Below are 15,722 nucleotides of genomic sequence, written 5' to 3'. Positions count from 1 at the left end.
CGTGCCTGCCAACACCTGTCGTCCCGTTGACAAAGGGCAAGGGAATACCCTGAACGTACGGCCCCCGAACAACGACAATCACGCCCATGCTCAGCTCCGCGCCGTCCGCACAGCGATTCATCGAAGCCCAGCCCTGGTTTGCAGGTGTCCCCGTGGCCCTGCAGGAGAGGCTGCGCGACGAGGTGTCCGTGCAGCACGCCGACAAGGGCACAGTCATGATGCCGGCCGGCAGCGCAGTGCAAGGCTGGCATGCAGTGTTGTCAGGCTTGGTGATGCTGCAAAGCCCCGCCAGCCAGGGCCGCGCCTCGGCGTTCATCGGAGTACCCGATGGCGAGTGGTTTGGCGAAGGCTCAGCCATGAAACCCGAGCCCCGCCGGTACCACGTGGTGGCGCTGCGGCCCACCACGCTCCTGTGCCTGCCGCTGCCACTGTTTGCCACGCTGCGCGAGACCAGCCTGGGCTTCAACCAGTTTCTGGTGCAGCACCTGAACATGCGCCTAGGCCAGGCCATGACGATCATCGAGGCCGGGCGCACGCAATCCCCCGAACACCGCGTGGCGCTGTACCTGAGCCGCCTGTTCTGGCGCAGCACACGGCGGCTGAACCTCACGCAGGAAGAGCTCGGCCAACTGGTGGGCCTGTCACGCCAGACGGTGAACAAGGTACTGCGTGTGCTGGAAGGCCGGGGCATCGTGTCGCTGGACTTCGGCCGTGTGGCTATCGTGGACGACGAGGCGCTGAACGCGTACCTCGCCGCCACTGCGGCACGCTGACGCACTGCAGAGTGCACAAACACGTTCACCCTCATCCCTCTCACTGCACGCTCAGGCGCATGGCCTTCTGGTCGGCGTCGAACACGAGCCGACTGGGCCATGGCGTCCAGTTTTGGTTGACCGTTGCGTTGTTCGGGTTGCCCGTGTGCACAAAGGCACGCATGGTGTCCATCATCGCGCGCGACAGCGCCAGTCTGCCTGGCTGATTGGCCGTGCTGTTGGTGGCCTTGGCAAAGACCGAAGGTCCAAAGTTGCCGAACAGGAACGGCAGGTCAAACGCATGCGCCGCGCCGTACACATCGTTCCAGGGCGCGGGCTGCTGGGCCCAGTTGAACTGGTAGCTCCATACCGTGGATTGCTGACTGCGCAGGGTATTGAGCAGGTTGTCGCGGCTCGGATCGATGAACACGCTGCCCAGCAGGCGGGTGCGCGCGTTGTAGCCCGTGCCGGGCGCCGTGACCGGCAGGTAAGAGGCATCCAGGATGTCGCCAGCCGTGAGCGTGGTGGGAGCATCGGGGTTGAAGTTCTGCATCATCACAAAGCGCTCGGCGTCGGAGATCTTCATGCCCGGCTTGCCGCCCAGCAGCGCCAGGAAAGGCGCAAACAGCTTGCCCTCCTCGCCCGTGTAGCCAGACAGCACGGGCACCTTGTGATAGCGGCCAGCGCCCATTTCGGCGATCGGATCTGCGGGCACCACCACGCCATCAGGGATGGGGCCCGAGCCCGTGAGACCGTTCTTGAGCACCGTCTGCAGCACTACCCGCGCGTCCTTGCCACGCAGGTAGCTGGCTACCTGCGCAGGGGGCCATCCCGCAACGAGCGCCTGTGCATCAGCAAGCGCAGGCGCCAGGCCATCAGCCAGCGCCAGATGCGCCAGCAGCATGCCCGCCTGCGCGGTGTACCGGGAGGCCGGGTTGAGCGTGGGAATCGAACCGGGCGGCAGGTTCGTCGCCAGCGAAATTCCGCCACTGACCGGTACGAGCTTGTGGAACAACCCAGCGGCCTGGGGCGCGACCAGCAGCGCCAGCGCGTTGATGGCGCCCGCGGACTGCCCCATCAGCGTGACATTGCCCGCATTGCCGCCAAAGCTGGCAATACTGTTCTGGATGAAGCGAAGTGCCTGCACGTTGTCGAGCAGCGCGTAGTTGCCGGTGTAGGGCTGCGTGCCGGTGTGCAGTGGCGGCATCTGGAAGTAGCCCAGAACGTCGAGCCGGTAGTTGGCCGTGACCACCACGGCGTTGGCAGACCGTGCCAGCGCAGCGCCGTCGTAGACGGGATCGGCCGTGTAGCCCGAGATGGCACTGCCGCCATGGAGGAACAGCAGCACAGGCAGCTTGTCTTGCGAGGTGGCTGGGCGCCAGATATTGAGGGTCAGGCAGTCCTCGCTGCCTACCGGCGTGCCCAGGGTCTCGCCAATCGTATTGTCAAACCGGTTGTTGGCACCGGGGCCGTAGATGCGGCCCATTTGCAGGCAGGCACTGCCAAAACGTGTGGCGTCACGCTCTCCGGACCAGGCGGCTGGGGCTGCGGGCGGTTGCCAGCGCAGCTCGCCCACGGGTGGCCTGGCAAAAGGAACACCTTTCCACGCGTAGGTGCCGGTCACCGCACTGTCGTCCACACCGCGCAAGGTGCCGTACACCGTCTCGCGCACCTCGGGCGCAGAGCCGGAACCACCACCGCAGCCCACCATTGCTGCGGCCGAAAACACCGCTCCCAACCATTGCAAACGCCAGCGCGAATCGACCATGTCTTGTCTCCTTGGGGGTTTTCAGGAATGGGTCGGGCCTCTGTCTGCAGTCACACTACGGGCAGGACACAACCTCGGAGGCGATTGTGGGAACCGGGTGGCGTTTGGCTACTATCGCAACCTTGCCAAAACACTGACTTCAGGCCACCACCGCGCGTAAACCCTGATCCGCCATTTCTTCCATTCGCCACCCCATGACCTCCCGCACAAGCTCCGCCGCCTGGGTGCGCGGCATCACCGACATGATGGCCAGCGAAGGCTTGCCTGCTGCCGAGTTATGCGCCGAAGCGGGCATCGATCTGGCGGCGCTGCAACTGCCACAAACCCGTGTGGACGTGGACAAGATCAGCCGCCTGTGGGAGCTGGCGGTGGCACGTTCGGGCAAGGTGGCGCTGGGGCTTTGCCCGCAGCTCACGGCGCGCTACGGCAATGTGGATGTGGTGGGCTACGCGCTGGCGTCCGGCCCCAACCTGCTGGTGGGTTTTCAGCACCTCACGCGCCATATGGCGGTGATCTCGGACTGCACCACCTTCGCGCTGGATCACGATGCACGCGGCTACTGGATCTCCATCGCGCACATCGGCGCCACCCGCCCCATTCCGCGCCAGCGTGTCGAATACGCCCTGCTCACACTGTTCACGCTGTGCTGCTGGCTCACACGCCGGGAGCTTCGCCCTCTGGCTGTGGAGCTGACCACACCACAACCCGCCGCTACCGGTGAGGCGCCCTACCATGTGGCGTTTGGCATGCTGCCCCGCTTCGGGCAGGCAGCCAACCGGTTTTTGCTGGCCGAGGCCGACCTGCTCGCCGATATCCCCACCCACAACCCCAGCCTGTGGGCCCTGCACGAGCGGCTGGTAGAGACCGAGCTGGACCACCTGGGCCAGTCTCTGATCAGCACCCGTGTGCGCACCGAGGTAGCCCGCATCCTGCACCGGGGCGAACCCCGCCGCGAGGACGTGGCCGCGCGCCTGCACCTGACGGACCGCACGCTGCAGCGGCGCCTGCAGGCCGAATCCGTCAGTTACCAGCAGTTGCTGGACGACACCCGCTGTGAACTGGCACGCCAGTACCTCAGCGACGAGCGCCGCAGCCTGGCCGAGGTGGCCGACCTGCTGGGCTTTGCCGACCAGAGCAACCTGTTTCGGGCCTGCAAGCGCTGGTTTGGCCTGCCGCCGGGCCAGTACCGCGCACAGGTGTTGCACCCCGAGGCCGAAGGCCAAGGCACAACCCAGGCCGCATAGGCCGGGCCGTGGTCCAAGGCCCTGCAAGCGCCGGGGCATCCGGGGTGCGAGACAATCCACCCATGAACCTGCCCGCCGAAAGCGCGACCCCCACCGCCGATATCGGCCTGGCCTGGAAGCACGGATTTGCCGCCCTGGGACCGGACTTTTTCACCGAACTACGCCCCACTCCGCTGCCCACCCCCCACTGGGTGGGCACCAGCACTGCCGTTGCACAGCTGATCGGCCTGAACGCTGACTGGCTGCAGCGGGACGAAGCCCTGCAAGCCTTCACCGGCAATACGCAGCTTGCAGGCTCTCGGCCCCTGGCCAGCGTCTACAGCGGCCACCAGTTCGGCGTGTGGGCCGGCCAACTGGGTGATGGCCGCGCCATCTTGCTGGGAGAAACTGCGGCGGGCCTCGAAATCCAGCTCAAGGGCGCTGGCCGCACCCCCTACTCCCGCATGGGCGACGGGCGCGCTGTGCTGCGCTCCAGCATCCGCGAATTCCTGTGCAGCGAGGCCATGCATGGCCTGGGCATTCCGACATCGCGCGCACTGTGCATCACCGGTTCGCCCGCACCCGTGCGCCGCGAAGAGGTTGAGACGGCCTCCGTAGTGACGCGGGTGGCCCCCAGCTTTGTGCGTTTTGGCCATTTCCAGCACTTCGCGGCCAACGACCTGCAAGCACAGCTCAAGACCTTGGCCGACTACGTTATCGACCGCTACTACCCCGAATGCCGGGACACCCGCGACTTCGGCGGCAACGCGTATGCCGCCCTGCTGCAGGCCGTGAGCGAACGCACCGCACACCTGATGGCCCAGTGGCAGGCTGTCGGCTTTTGCCATGGGGTGATGAACACCGACAACATGAGCATCCTGGGGCTGACCATTGACTACGGTCCTTTCCAGTTTCTGGACGCCTTTGTGCCCGGCCATGTGTGCAACCACAGCGACAACCAGGGCCGCTATGCCTACAACCGCCAGCCCAATGTGGCGTACTGGAACCTGTTCTGCCTGGCGCAGGCCTTGTTGCCGCTGATCGGCGACCCGGAGCTGGCAAAAGGTGCCCTGGAGTCCTACAAAACCGTCTTCCCGGAAGCGTTCATGGCCCGCATGCGCAGCAAACTGGGGCTGGCGCAGGCACGCGAGCAAGATCCAGAACTGATCGACGGCATCTTGGTGCTGCTAGCCCAGAACGCCGTGGACTACACCATCTTCTGGCGCCGCCTGTCGCACGCGGTGCAGCAGAACGATTTTGAGCCGGTGCGCGACCTGTTCGCCGACCGAACCACCTTTGACCGCTGGTTGCTATCATATTCAGAGCTATTAGCGCTTGATAATCAAGCGCTAGCGGCCAATTTGATGCTAAAAAACAATCCCAAGTTCGTTTTGCGCAACCACCTGGGCGAGCAGGCCATCCGCGCCGCGAAACTTGGCGACTTCAGCGAACTCCAAACCCTGCAGCGGCTGCTGGAGCACCCCTTTGACGAGCACCCCGGGCACGACGCCTACGCAGCCTTCCCGCCCGACTGGGCCTCTTCCATCGAGATCAGCTGTTCATCATGACCTACCCCGTTCAGAAATCCGATGCCGAATGGCAAGCCATCCTCAAGGACAAGGGCGCCGAGCCCGTCGCGTTGCAGGTGACGCGCCACGCCGCCACCGAGCGGCCATTCACCGGCAAATACGAAGCCCATTGGGCCGATGGCAGCTACCACTGCATCTGCTGCGGTGCGAAACTCTTCGATTCCGTCACCAAGTTCGACGCCGGCTGCGGCTGGCCCAGCTTCTCGCAAGCCATCCCCGGCGCCATCACCGAGATCGTGGACCGCAGCCATGGCATGGTCCGCACGGAGACCGTGTGTGCACAATGCGGGGCCCACCTGGGCCATGTCTTTGAAGACGGCCCCACCCCCACCGGCCTGCGCTACTGCATGAACTCGGCCTCGCTGGATTTCGAATCCGGCAAGGACTGAGCCCCGAGACCCGCCCCCTGACCCCATGAAAATTCTGATCGACTTCTTCCCCATCCTGCTGTTCTTCGGGGCCTACAAGTTCTATGGCATCTATGTGGGCACTGCAGTGCTGATGGGTGCCACGGTCGCTCAAATGGCGCTGATCTACGCCATCGACCGGCGCCTGCAGACCATGCACAAGGTCACCCTGGTGCTGATCCTGCTGTTCGGCACGCTCACGCTGGTGCTGCAGGACGACCGCTTCATCAAGTGGAAGCCCACGGTGCTCTACGGCGCCATGTCCATCGCCCTCGCGGTGGCGGTGTGGGCCATGAAGAAGAACTTCCTCAAGATGCTGCTGGGCAGCCAGCTGACGCTGCCGGAGAGCGTGTGGCACCGGCTGAACGTCGCCTGGATCGTGTACTGCGCCTTCATGTCGGCCATCAACGCGTATGTCGTCGTCAACTTCAGCACCGAGGCCTGGGTGGATTTCAAGCTCTGGGGCTACGCCTTCCCGCTGGTCTTCCTGGTGGGCCAGGGCATCTATGTGGCGCCCCACATCAAGGGCGACGAAGGCGACGAGCCTGCTGCCTGAAGGACAACCTGCCATGACCTCCCTCGCTCAGCAAATGCACCAGACCCTGGCGGACCGTCTTACACCCACCGCCCTGGAAGTGCTTGATGAAAGTGCCGCCCATGCAGGGCACGCGGGCGCTAACGGCACCGGCTTTGGCACCCATTTTCGGGTGCGCATTTCGTCACCTTTGTTTACAGGCAAGCCCCGCGTCGCACAGCATCGCCTTGTGTATGATGCGCTGCAAGAATTTATTGACCAAGGCGTTCACGCCCTCGCCATTGAAGTTCTCTGAACCGGCCCCCATATCCTCTGTTGCCGGAACTCAGCTGGCAAACAACCTCTCATTTTTTGGATTCCGCATGAAGAAACAGCTCCTGTCCGGCCTCGTGGCCGCTGCCGTGCTGGGCACGTTGGCCCTGCCCGTTTCCGCCCAGAATATCGCCATCGTCAATGGCAAGGCCGTGCCAAAAGAGCGCGTTGAAGCTCTCAAGCAGCAGGTGGAACGCTCGGGCCGTCCTGTGACGCCTGACATCGAAGGCCAGATCAAGGAAGAAGTCATCACCCGCGAAATCTTCATGCAGGAAGCGCAAAAGCGCGGCCTGGAAGGCTCGGCAGACTACAAGGCACAAATGGATCTGGCCCGCCAGACCATTCTGATCCGCGAACTGTTCGCCGACTACCAGAAAAAGAACCCTGTGACCGACGCCGAGATCCAGGCTGAGTACGACAAGTTCGTGGCAGCCAACAGCGGCAAGGAATACAAGGCCAGCCACATCCTGGTGGAAAAGGAAGCGGATGCCAAGGCCATCATCGCCTCCATCAAGAAGGGCGCCAAGTTTGAAGACATCGCCAAGAAGCAGTCCAAGGACCCAGGTTCTGGCGCCAAGGGTGGCGACCTGGATTGGGCCAATCCTTCGAGCTACGTGAGCGAATTCACGGAAGCCCTGGTCAAGCTCCAAAAGGGCAAGATGACCGACGCTCCCGTGAAGAGCCAGTTCGGCTGGCACGTTATCCGCCTGGACGACGTGCGCCAGGCAGAACTGCCCAAGCTGGAAGAAGTGAAGCCCCAGGTGGCCCAGCAGCTGCAACAGCAGAAGCTGGCCAAGTTCCAGGAAGACCTGCGCGCCAAGGCCAAGGTCGAGTAACTGGCAAGGCAACTGCGCATCTGCTTTGGCAATGCACTCAAAAAACGCGGCCCAGGCCGCGTTTTTTTATGGGCGGGTGGAAAACCGCCCCACGGTGACCGGAGCGGCAGCGGGGCCTATGGGTGCAGACCCCAGAGCGGTCCCCGGCCCACTAACCCTTCGTTATCCAGGCTACCGCCATCAGCAGCCCAATCATGACCGGCTGGTGCACCATGTAATAGCTCAGGCTCCACCGCCCCAGCAGTGCCAGCGGCTGCAAGCCTTGGGGAACCCGCCACCCCAGCCAGTGGCCCCGACCCGCAGCCATTGCCCATTGGCCGGCAGCCAGCCCCCACCACAACACCCCCAACCACGGCAGCACGGGTACGTAGTCTTCGGTAAAAGGCTTGCGCGACACCAGACCCATCCAGTTGAGCGCGCGCCCATTGAACCAGGGCGCAGCGTCGGCCCAGGCACCCGCCAAAAGCTGGTGCGCTACCGATGGCAACGCCACAGCCACCAACCCGGCAAGCCACAACCACCGCCCCCACCCTGCGGTACACCGGGCAATGAGCAGCATTACGGCCATGCCATGCAGCACGCCAAAATGGATGAAGCTGTGGGGAAACATCACGAACGACCCCGCAGACACCAGCAGCGCGCAACCAGCGATCTGCAACCACCGCCGACCAAACCGAGCCCACCCCTGTCCCTGGTGCAGCGCAATGGCCTGCCCCAGCCCGGCGCAGAACAGGAACAAGCTCACGATCACCGTCCGCTGCGAGGTCCAGAATGGGTCGGCGCGGAAATTCTGCGGCCAGAAGCCCAGATGGCTCAGGTCAAAGCAAAAGTGGAAGACCGTCATCCACACCATTGCCAGGCCGCGCAATGCATCTACGCTGTCATAACGTGGTGACGGCTGGAGCGAGGAGAACGGGGCAGGCGGCAAGGGAAGCGCACGGTTCATGGCAATACCAGCGGAAGGTGTCGGTGCGGATACTTGCCCGCCCTATGGGCCCGATGGTACGCAAATCCAACTCCGTCTTGCCACGCGGGTCGAACCATACACGCCAACAAGCAAAAAAAATGCGGGCAAGAAAAAAGGCCTTGCAGCATGTGCTGCAAGGCCTTCAAACATTGGTCGGAGCGGCGGGATTCGAACTCGCGACCCTCTGCTCCCAAAGCAGATGCGCTACCAGGCTGCGCTACGCTCCGACAGCTCGTATTCTAACCCGGCAATTTCCCTGTTTTTGGTTCAACGCGTGCTTTTTGTGATTTTTTTAAAAGCACGGTGCGAAGACCTGAACCGGGAAAGCACCGCCTCTGGGAGAAACAGTGCGCAGATGAAGGAACACAAGAAACCGGTTGCCCCAAGAGCCGGAACAAGCAAGCGCCAGTCCGTGTCTCCCCGGGGCCGAATATCAACGATTGCCCGAAGGGCCGGGACCGCGACCGGCCAGATGGCGGAACGTGATGCGTCCTTTGGACAGATCGTAGGGCGACATTTCCAGCGACACCTTGTCACCCGCCAGAATGCGGATGTGGTGCTTGCGCATCTTGCCGCCCGTGTAGGCGATCAGTTGGTGACCGTTGTCCAGCGTCACGCGAAAGCGCGAGTCGGGAAGGACTTCCGTCACGGAGCCTTGCATTTCAATGAGTTCTTCTTTGGCCATGTTCTATCTTTTCAAAACAAATATTCTGTGATCGGCACCTGACGCTTGTGCATCCACCACGGCAGCTACGGCGTGGTCGGTGCTCGACACACGGTGCATTGCGGGCGGTGGGAGTCGCTGCACCCGGGGCGCAGATCAGGCAGAGGGCCGGGGGAGACGGCTTCAATGGACAGGCATAAGCACTGTGCAAAGCCTGTCAATTGTACCGCGATGTACCGTGTCTTGCCTATGGGGAAGCTTGCTCTTCGGTCGGCGCACGCCCGCGCACCGAGGTGGGACCCGCAGAGCCTCCCTCGTCGCGCCCTTGCACAGCTGCTGCCAACGTCCGCACAAGGTCCGTCTGTGTGATCACCCCTACCAGACGGCCCTCGCTCTCCACAATGGGAATATGGTGGTGCCCGCCCTGGGAAAACAGAGGGACGAGATCCATGGCGTGCTGCCCCACGTGGGCCACCTGGACCGGGTGCGACATGATTTCGCCCACATTTTGGGGCTGCCCCGTACGCCCCATGACCAGTGTCCGCAAACGCTGCCCCAAACCTTCATGCATATCCAGGTTGGCCAGCCGCATGAAGTCCGCCACCGTCACGATACCTACCACCAGGCGTTGGGCATCCACCACGGGCAGCGCCTTGATCTGCTGGGCACGCATCAACGCCCAGGCGTCTTTAAGGGAAACCCCCGCCTCCACCGCAAACGGTGGCCTGGACATGATGTCCGAACAGCGAACCTCCCCCAGCGTCCGCTGGAAGGCTGCACGGCCCGCCAAGTGCAACAGCCCTTCCAGATCGGCACGGCTCACGTCCAGCACCTGGTTGTAGTGTGCCAACGCTGCATCCACATCCGAGGCGGTAAAAGCGCCCTGAGCAATATCGGTTCGGGCCGCCATCCGCTGAGGATGGGGGTACCGGCGCCCTGTCAGGCCGTTGTAGACCACGGCCGAGACCAAGAGAACGATCACATTGAACAGGATGGGAAATGCGGCCAGATGCCACCCGTCCCCCGCGGTCAACACGACATACAGCGCCATTGCTCCGCCCGGTGGATGCAGGCAACGCAGGGGCACCATCAGCGCAATAGCCAACCCCACCGCAACCGCCCCTGCAAGTGCCGGGTCCGGGATGAACGCGGAGCAAACGGCGCCCACCAGCGCAGACAAAGTACTTCCTCCCAGGACCGGCCAGGGCTGGGCCAGTGGACTGGACGGCATGCCAAACACCAGGACCGCACTCGCCCCCAGCGATGCCACCATCCAGGGACCTGCGCTGCTTCCCCCTGCCCACCAGCGGCTGAGCAATCCCGTCACCAGTACACCGATCACGGCGCCCACAATGAAGCGAAGCCTTTCGCGTCCGTCGATACCTAACGGTGCGGGCCAGAAATGGCGCAACCACCGGGCTAGACGCACCCGCATGGACTGGGAACTGGACGATGAAGATGGGGGTGATGAAAGGGGCATGAAGCAATCGGAAACATGCGGTTTGCCGCCTTCCGGCGAGACGGGGCGCACCCCCTTCAAGAGCTGGCAACACCGGTCTCCAGCGTCACCCATGCCTCCATTTTGCAGGGCATTGAAGCACTCCCACCCAGAGAGCCACTGCACTCGCGGCCAAACGACCCGTCACGGCTCTTAGAACCGTGCCTATGCTCGAAACTACTGATACCGGAGGCTCAAATAGCTGCCCACAGCAAAAATCACACGATCTATACTGCACAAAAAGCACAAAACTGCACTTTAATTCATGAACTTGGTTCTATGTCCGTCAAGCAGCCCTTGGTAAACCCATCATCGGCGAGCCTCTGCCGCCGGGCCCGGTTGCAGTCCTCGGGCACCTCGCAATGCGGGAGCCCCTTGCCCAACGGTACGGGTAACCCATAGGTATTCACCACCGAATGCTTGCAGTAAATTACTTTAAGCCTAAACAAAGGAGACAAGTCCAATGACCACCCGCCGCCTCGTCATCAGCCGTAGCGCCGCCCTCGTGGGCGCCGCATCTACAGGGCTGTTGCTGCCCTCCATCGTGCGTGCGCAAAGCGGCAAGGTGCGCGTGGGCTTCATGCTGCCCTACACCGGTACCTTTGCACAACTGGGGGTCGCCATCGAAAACGGCGTGCGCCTGGCCATAGACCAGCAGGGTGGCAAGCTCGGCGGTCGCGAGATCGAATGGTTCAAGGTGGACGACGAGTCCGAGCCCAGCAAGGGTGTCGAGAACGCGAGCAAGCTGGTGCAGCGCGACAAGGTGGATGTGCTGATTGGCACCGTGCATTCAGGTGTGCAGATGGGCATTCAGAAGGTGGCGCGCGATACGGGGGTTCTCAACCTGATTCCCAACGCCGGCGTGCATGCCGCCACGCGCGCACTGTGTGCCCCCAACGTTTTCCGTACTTCGTTCAGCAATTCCCAGCCCACGCTGGCCCTGGGCAAAGCCATGGTCGAAAAGGGCCACAAGAAGGCTGTGTGGATCACCTGGAAATACGCGGCAGGGGACGAAGCCTTCGAAGGCTTCAAGCAAAGCTACACCGCAGCCGGCGGCACCATCGTGAAGGAACTGGGCCTGCCCTTCCCCAACGTGGAATTCCAGGCGCTGCTGACCGAAATCGCCGCCCTCAAGCCCGACGCCGTGGCCTGCTTCTTCGCGGGCGGCGGTGCTGCCAAGTTCATCAAGGACTATGCGGCCGCAGGCCTCAAGGACAAGATTCCGCTATACGGCTCGGGCTTCCTCACCGAAGGCGTGCTGGACGCCGCCGGCCCCGCTGCCGAAGGCATCATCACGACCATGCACTACAGCGACTCGCTGGACACACCGCGCAACAAGCAATTCCGCCTGGAATACGCCAAGGCCTTCCGCAGCCAGCCCGACGTGTACGCCGTGCAAGGCTACGATACCGGCCTCCTGCTGGTGCAGGGTGCCAACGCCGTCAAGGGCGACCTGTCCGCCAAGGCTGCCGTCATCAAGGCGATGGAAAGCGCCACCATCGACAGCCCGCGCGGCAAGTGGACGATGAGCAAGGCACACAACCCCGTGCAGGACATCTACCTGCGCCGCGTCGACAACAAGGAAAACAAGGTGATTGGCATTGCCGCCAAGGCCCTGGCCGACAGCGGTGCCGGCTGCCGCATGGGCTGACGCGCTAACCCCACTGCCCGGGCCACTGCGCGTGCTGGACCTCGGGTCCGGTTCGCCCCGCAGCTTTGACACAATGCATTGATGGACTGCCGCCATGGCAGGCCTGTCTGCTGTGCGCCCGGACTTTGCGGCCACCTTGCCCTCCACCCAATCCTATGTCGCTCAGTACCTACCTGCTCTACCTCGCCGCAGTGGCCCTGCTGGTTCTTTCACCCGGCCCGACGATGCTCATGTGCATGACCAATTCTCTGCAGCACGGCCCGCGCAAGGCCCTCGCCGCTGCTGCAGGCAGCGTGACGGCAGTGCTGGGCACCATGCTGCTTTCGGCCCTGGGCCTTGGCGCATTGCTGGCGGCATCGGAAACCGCCTTCTGGGTGCTCAAGGCTGCCGGCGCGGCGTATCTGATCTGGCTTGGCATCAAGACATTTCGCAGCCAGACCACGGTGTTTGACGAGATGCCCGCCAACGGCACGCAGACCAAGGCCGTGGTGCCCGCGCGCAAGCTCTACATCCAGGGTCTGATCGTGGGCGGCAGCAACCCCAAGGCCCTGCTGTTCTTCACGGCGTTCTTCCCCCAGTTTCTGGACCCGACCGCCGCATGGGCGCCGCAGTTTGCCGTGCTGGCAAGCACCTTTGTGGCTTTCGAATTCACGGTTCTCACGCTGTGTGCACTGGGTGTAGCACGGCTGGCACCCGTTTTGCGCTCTGGCGCACGCATGCGCTGGTTCAACCGCATTTCGGGCGGCCTGTTCACGTTGATGGGCACCCTTTTGCTGGCGACACGCCGCGCTACCTGATCCCCTGTCTGTTTGCCCACCATGGACTTCGCCACTTTCCTGATCCAGTTGCTCAACAGCGTGCAGTACGGGCTGCTGCTGTTCATGCTGGCCGCCGGCCTCACGCTGATTTTCGGAATCATGGGGGTGGTGAATCTGGCGCACGGCAGCTTTTACATGCTGGGGGCTTACCTGGGCTATTCGCTGTCGGGCCACTTTGGCAGCCTCACGCTGGCCATCCTGGGGGGTGCCGTGCTGGCCGTGTTGTTTGGCCTGGCGCTGGAGTGGTTGCTGTTTCGCCACTTCTACCACCGCGACCACCTGGACCAGGTGCTGCTGACCTTCGGCCTCATCTACATCTTTGAGGAACTGCGCTCCATCCTCTGGGGGGACGACGTGCACGGCGTCCCGATTCCAGCGATGCTGGACTGGTCCATTCCGCTCACCGACACCCTTTCCTACCCGGTCTACCGGCTGTTCATCTCCGGCGTGTGCATGGCGCTGGCGCTGGGCCTGTACCTGCTGATCTCCAAAACGCGGCTGGGCATGAAGATCCGCGCGGGCGCCTTCAACCGCGACATGGCCGAATCGCTGGGGGTGAACATCAAGCTGATCCACGCCATCGTCTTTGCGCTGGGCGTGGGCCTGGCGGCCGTTGCCGGCATGGTGGCCGCGCCGGTATCCAGCGTTTATCCCAACATGGGCTCGTCCGTTCTCATCATGTGTTTTGTGGTGGTGGTGATCGGCGGCATAGGTTCCGTGCGTGGCGCCCTGATCTCGGCCCTGCTTGTGGGGCTGGTGGACACCTTTGGCAAGGTGTTGCTGCCATCGATGGCCGGAATGCTGGTCTACATGCTGATGGCGGCCGTGCTGCTGTGGAAACCCGAAGGCCTGTTCAAACAATGATGACCCCGATGCTTGCCACTGTCACTTCGCGCTCTTCCCACGCCATACACGCTTCACAGCCCGGCGCCCCCCTATGAGCACCCCCCGCGCCCATATCGAAGTGTTGCCGCGCAGCGTGCAATTCGCGCTGGCACTGGGGCTGGCTGCGCTGCTGCTGTTCCCGGTCGTCGGCAGTGATTTCTACGTGCAGATGGTCACACGCATGATGATCATGGCCATCTTCGCAATGAGCCTGGATCTGCTGCAGGGCGTGACCGGCCTGGTGTCGCTGGGCCACGCCGCCTACTTTGGGGTGGCGGGCTATGCGCTCGCCTTTCTCACACCCGCCGATATGCCGGTGAGCCTGTGGTGGTCGCTGCCCCTGGCGGTGGCGGGTGCCGGGCTGGTGGCGCTAGTCATCGGCTTCTTTGTGGTCCGCACGCACGGCATCTACTTCATCATGGTCACGATGGCGTTCGCGCAGATGGTGTTCTACCTGTTCTTCGACAACAAGGTGCTGGGCGGCTCGGACGGGCTGTACATCAACTTCCGGCCCGATGCCTCCATCTTTGGCTGGCTGCCTTTTGACCTCGAAGGCCGCAAGACCTTCTACTACTTCACGCTGGCGCTGGTGGTCATCGTCTACGCACTGCTGCGCCGCCTGCTCTGGAGCCCGCTGGGCCGTGCCCTGTCGGGCATTCGCATTAACGAACATCGCATGCGCGCCATGGGTTTTGGCACGCGCGGCTACAAACTCACCGCGTTCACCGTGGCAGGTGCGCTTGCCGGGCTGGCAGGCTACTTATGGGGCGCGCAGACAGGCTATGTGAACCCGGAGCTGATGGGCTTTCACATGAGCGCCCACGCCATCATGATGATCATCCTGGGTGGCATGGGCAATTTTGCCGGGGCCATCGTGGGCGCCTTTGCCTTTGAGTATCTCCTGCATGTGTTCAAGGACATCACCAAACACTGGCAACTGCTGATGGGCAGCTTCATCGTGCTGGTGGTGGTGGCAGCACCGCGCGGGCTGCTGGGCGTGCTGGGGCAGCGCCGGGCCGCCAAGGCGCAGGAGGATTCTCACCATGGCTGATGCTCTGCTCTCGGCCCGCCAGCTCACCAAACGCTTCGGAGGCCTGGCCGCTGTCAACGGCGTATCGTTGGACCTGTGGCGTGGTCAGATCCATGCCGTGATCGGCCCCAACGGCGCGGGCAAGTCCACACTGACCAACCTGCTCTCGGGCGACCTTCCACCGAGCGCGGGCCAAGTGCAACTTGGCAGCACCGATGTGACCGGCTGGGCGCCCGAACGCATCTCGCGCCAGGGCCTGGGGCGCAGCTACCAAAAAACCAACATCTTTTTGCCGCTCACAGTGCATGAAAACGTGCGACTGGCCGCGCAGTCGCGCGATGCGCAGCAGCCCTGGAACCCGCTGCGCTGGTGGCTGGACACACGTGCAAACACTATCAAAAACAGCGCTACCAACGCCCGCCTGGAAAGCGCTATCGAGCTTTCTGGCTTGAAAGACCGGCGCATGGCGATTGCCGGCGCCATGAGCCACGGCGAGCAGCGCCAGTTGGAGATCGCCATGACCCTGGCCACGGAGCCCCAGGTGTTGCTGCTGGACGAGCCCCTGGCGGGCATGGGCGTGGCCGAGGCCGAGCGCATGGTCGAGCTGCTGCAGCGCCTCAAACCCGCCCACGCCATCATGCTGGTGGAGCACGACATGGATGCCGTGTTTGCGCTGGCCGACCACCTCACGGTGATGGTCAACGGCGAAGTGATCGCCCATGGCACACCGCCCGAGGTGCGCGCCGACCCCACAGTGCAAGCCGCTTACCTGGGGGAGGATCACTGA

16 protein-coding genes and 1 tRNA gene are annotated in these 15,722 nt (G+C 63.3%); 12 read left to right on the top strand and 5 right to left on the bottom strand.

What is annotated here, in order from left to right; all coding sequences use genetic code 11:
- Positions 1-86 precede the first annotated feature (86 nt).
- Positions 87-773: a Crp/Fnr family transcriptional regulator gene (locus ACSQ22_RS00705; RefSeq protein ID WP_055394037.1), complete on the top strand. Its 687-nt coding sequence runs from the start codon at positions 87-89 to the stop codon at positions 771-773.
- A 40-nt stretch (positions 774-813) separates the two neighbouring features.
- Here ACSQ22_RS00705 and ACSQ22_RS00700 read toward each other — a convergent pair whose 3' ends face one another.
- Complete coding sequence (locus ACSQ22_RS00700) at positions 814-2,520, bottom strand: carboxylesterase/lipase family protein (RefSeq protein ID WP_436129106.1); 1,707 nt, start codon at positions 2,518-2,520, stop codon at positions 814-816.
- Between the two features lie 194 nt (positions 2,521-2,714).
- Here ACSQ22_RS00700 and ACSQ22_RS00695 point away from each other — a divergent pair, with 194 nt between their 5' ends.
- The 6 genes from ACSQ22_RS00695 (at position 2,715) to ACSQ22_RS00670 (ending at position 7,422) form a co-directional block, all read left to right on the top strand.
- Positions 2,715-3,764, top strand: coding sequence for an AraC family transcriptional regulator (locus ACSQ22_RS00695; RefSeq protein ID WP_436129105.1), 1,050 nt, complete (start codon positions 2,715-2,717; stop codon positions 3,762-3,764).
- Between the two features lie 62 nt (positions 3,765-3,826).
- Entirely contained in the window at positions 3,827-5,311 is a 1,485-nt protein-coding gene (locus tag ACSQ22_RS00690; protein ID WP_436129104.1) for a protein adenylyltransferase SelO, read from the top strand.
- Positions 5,308-5,721, top strand: coding sequence for a peptide-methionine (R)-S-oxide reductase MsrB (gene msrB / locus ACSQ22_RS00685; protein ID WP_055394045.1), 414 nt, complete (start codon positions 5,308-5,310; stop codon positions 5,719-5,721). The genes ACSQ22_RS00690 and msrB overlap by 4 nt, the downstream gene beginning before the upstream one ends.
- A gap of 25 nt (positions 5,722-5,746) precedes the next feature.
- Positions 5,747-6,295, top strand: a complete 549-nt coding sequence (locus tag ACSQ22_RS00680; RefSeq protein ID WP_055394047.1) for a septation protein A — start codon at positions 5,747-5,749, stop codon at positions 6,293-6,295.
- 13 nt (positions 6,296-6,308) lie between these two features.
- Positions 6,309-6,569, top strand: coding sequence for a BolA family protein (locus ACSQ22_RS00675; protein ID WP_055394049.1), 261 nt, complete (start codon positions 6,309-6,311; stop codon positions 6,567-6,569).
- 67 nt (positions 6,570-6,636) lie between these two features.
- Entirely contained in the window at positions 6,637-7,422 is a 786-nt protein-coding gene (locus ACSQ22_RS00670; protein ID WP_436129103.1) for a foldase protein PrsA, read from the top strand.
- 151 nt (positions 7,423-7,573) lie between these two features.
- Here ACSQ22_RS00670 and ACSQ22_RS00665 read toward each other — a convergent pair whose 3' ends face one another.
- The 4 genes from ACSQ22_RS00665 to ACSQ22_RS00650 form a co-directional block, all read right to left on the bottom strand.
- Positions 7,574-8,368, bottom strand: a complete 795-nt coding sequence (locus ACSQ22_RS00665) for a DUF1624 domain-containing protein (RefSeq protein WP_436129102.1) — start codon at positions 8,366-8,368, stop codon at positions 7,574-7,576.
- A gap of 171 nt (positions 8,369-8,539) precedes the next feature.
- Positions 8,540-8,616 (bottom strand) — tRNA-Pro (locus tag ACSQ22_RS00660).
- Between the two features lie 206 nt (positions 8,617-8,822).
- A complete protein-coding gene (gene infA, locus ACSQ22_RS00655; protein WP_010465645.1) occupies positions 8,823-9,074 on the bottom strand; it encodes a translation initiation factor IF-1 in 252 nt (83 codons plus the stop codon).
- A 226-nt stretch (positions 9,075-9,300) separates the two neighbouring features.
- Entirely contained in the window at positions 9,301-10,533 is a 1,233-nt protein-coding gene (locus tag ACSQ22_RS00650; protein ID WP_436129101.1) for an HPP family protein, read from the bottom strand.
- Positions 10,534-11,014: 481 nt separating this feature from the next.
- Here ACSQ22_RS00650 and ACSQ22_RS00645 point away from each other — a divergent pair, with 481 nt between their 5' ends.
- The 5 genes from ACSQ22_RS00645 (at position 11,015) to ACSQ22_RS00625 (ending at position 15,722) form a co-directional block, all read left to right on the top strand.
- Complete coding sequence (locus ACSQ22_RS00645) at positions 11,015-12,202, top strand: ABC transporter substrate-binding protein (RefSeq protein WP_436129100.1); 1,188 nt, start codon at positions 11,015-11,017, stop codon at positions 12,200-12,202.
- 155 nt (positions 12,203-12,357) lie between these two features.
- Complete coding sequence (locus tag ACSQ22_RS00640; protein WP_121420384.1) at positions 12,358-12,999, top strand: LysE family translocator; 642 nt, start codon at positions 12,358-12,360, stop codon at positions 12,997-12,999.
- 21 nt (positions 13,000-13,020) lie between these two features.
- Positions 13,021-13,884, top strand: coding sequence for a branched-chain amino acid ABC transporter permease (locus tag ACSQ22_RS00635; protein ID WP_121420385.1), 864 nt, complete (start codon positions 13,021-13,023; stop codon positions 13,882-13,884).
- A 73-nt stretch (positions 13,885-13,957) separates the two neighbouring features.
- A complete protein-coding gene (locus tag ACSQ22_RS00630; protein ID WP_436129099.1) occupies positions 13,958-14,956 on the top strand; it encodes a branched-chain amino acid ABC transporter permease in 999 nt (332 codons plus the stop codon).
- Positions 14,949-15,722 carry an ABC transporter ATP-binding protein gene (locus ACSQ22_RS00625; RefSeq protein WP_436129098.1) on the top strand — a complete coding sequence of 258 codons (774 nt, stop codon included), beginning with the start codon at positions 14,949-14,951 and terminating at the stop codon, positions 15,720-15,722. Before ACSQ22_RS00630 ends, ACSQ22_RS00625 begins: the two co-directional genes overlap by 8 nt.

The sequence above is a fragment of the Acidovorax sp. LjRoot38 genome, assembly GCF_964252975.1.
Lineage (GTDB): Bacteria > Pseudomonadota > Gammaproteobacteria > Burkholderiales > Burkholderiaceae_C > Acidovorax > Acidovorax facilis.
This window is presented reverse-complemented; position numbering and strand designations above follow the sequence as displayed.

Bases quoted from the DNA above. Each gene is read 5' to 3' on its own strand.
- ACSQ22_RS00630 (WP_436129099.1), top strand. From the start codon at position 13,958: ATGAGCACCCCCCGCGCCCATATCGAAGTGTTGCCGCGCAGCGTGCAA.
- ACSQ22_RS00635 (WP_121420385.1), top strand. From the start codon at position 13,021: ATGGACTTCGCCACTTTCCTGATCCAGTTGCTCAACAGCGTGCAGTAC.
- ACSQ22_RS00690 (WP_436129104.1), top strand. From the start codon at position 3,827: ATGAACCTGCCCGCCGAAAGCGCGACCCCCACCGCCGATATCGGCCTG.
- ACSQ22_RS00700 (WP_436129106.1), bottom strand. From the start codon at position 2,520: ATGGTCGATTCGCGCTGGCGTTTGCAATGGTTGGGAGCGGTGTTTTCG.
- ACSQ22_RS00625 (WP_436129098.1), top strand. From the start codon at position 14,949: ATGGCTGATGCTCTGCTCTCGGCCCGCCAGCTCACCAAACGCTTCGGA.
- ACSQ22_RS00680 (WP_055394047.1), top strand. From the start codon at position 5,747: ATGAAAATTCTGATCGACTTCTTCCCCATCCTGCTGTTCTTCGGGGCC.
- ACSQ22_RS00670 (WP_436129103.1), top strand. From the start codon at position 6,637: ATGAAGAAACAGCTCCTGTCCGGCCTCGTGGCCGCTGCCGTGCTGGGC.
- ACSQ22_RS00665 (WP_436129102.1), bottom strand. From the start codon at position 8,368: ATGAACCGTGCGCTTCCCTTGCCGCCTGCCCCGTTCTCCTCGCTCCAG.
- ACSQ22_RS00705 (WP_055394037.1), top strand. From the start codon at position 87: ATGCTCAGCTCCGCGCCGTCCGCACAGCGATTCATCGAAGCCCAGCCC.
- msrB (WP_055394045.1), top strand. From the start codon at position 5,308: ATGACCTACCCCGTTCAGAAATCCGATGCCGAATGGCAAGCCATCCTC.
- ACSQ22_RS00695 (WP_436129105.1), top strand. From the start codon at position 2,715: ATGACCTCCCGCACAAGCTCCGCCGCCTGGGTGCGCGGCATCACCGAC.
- infA (WP_010465645.1), bottom strand. From the start codon at position 9,074: ATGGCCAAAGAAGAACTCATTGAAATGCAAGGCTCCGTGACGGAAGTC.
- ACSQ22_RS00640 (WP_121420384.1), top strand. From the start codon at position 12,358: ATGTCGCTCAGTACCTACCTGCTCTACCTCGCCGCAGTGGCCCTGCTG.
- ACSQ22_RS00675 (WP_055394049.1), top strand. From the start codon at position 6,309: ATGACCTCCCTCGCTCAGCAAATGCACCAGACCCTGGCGGACCGTCTT.
- ACSQ22_RS00650 (WP_436129101.1), bottom strand. From the start codon at position 10,533: ATGCCCCTTTCATCACCCCCATCTTCATCGTCCAGTTCCCAGTCCATG.
- ACSQ22_RS00645 (WP_436129100.1), top strand. From the start codon at position 11,015: ATGACCACCCGCCGCCTCGTCATCAGCCGTAGCGCCGCCCTCGTGGGC.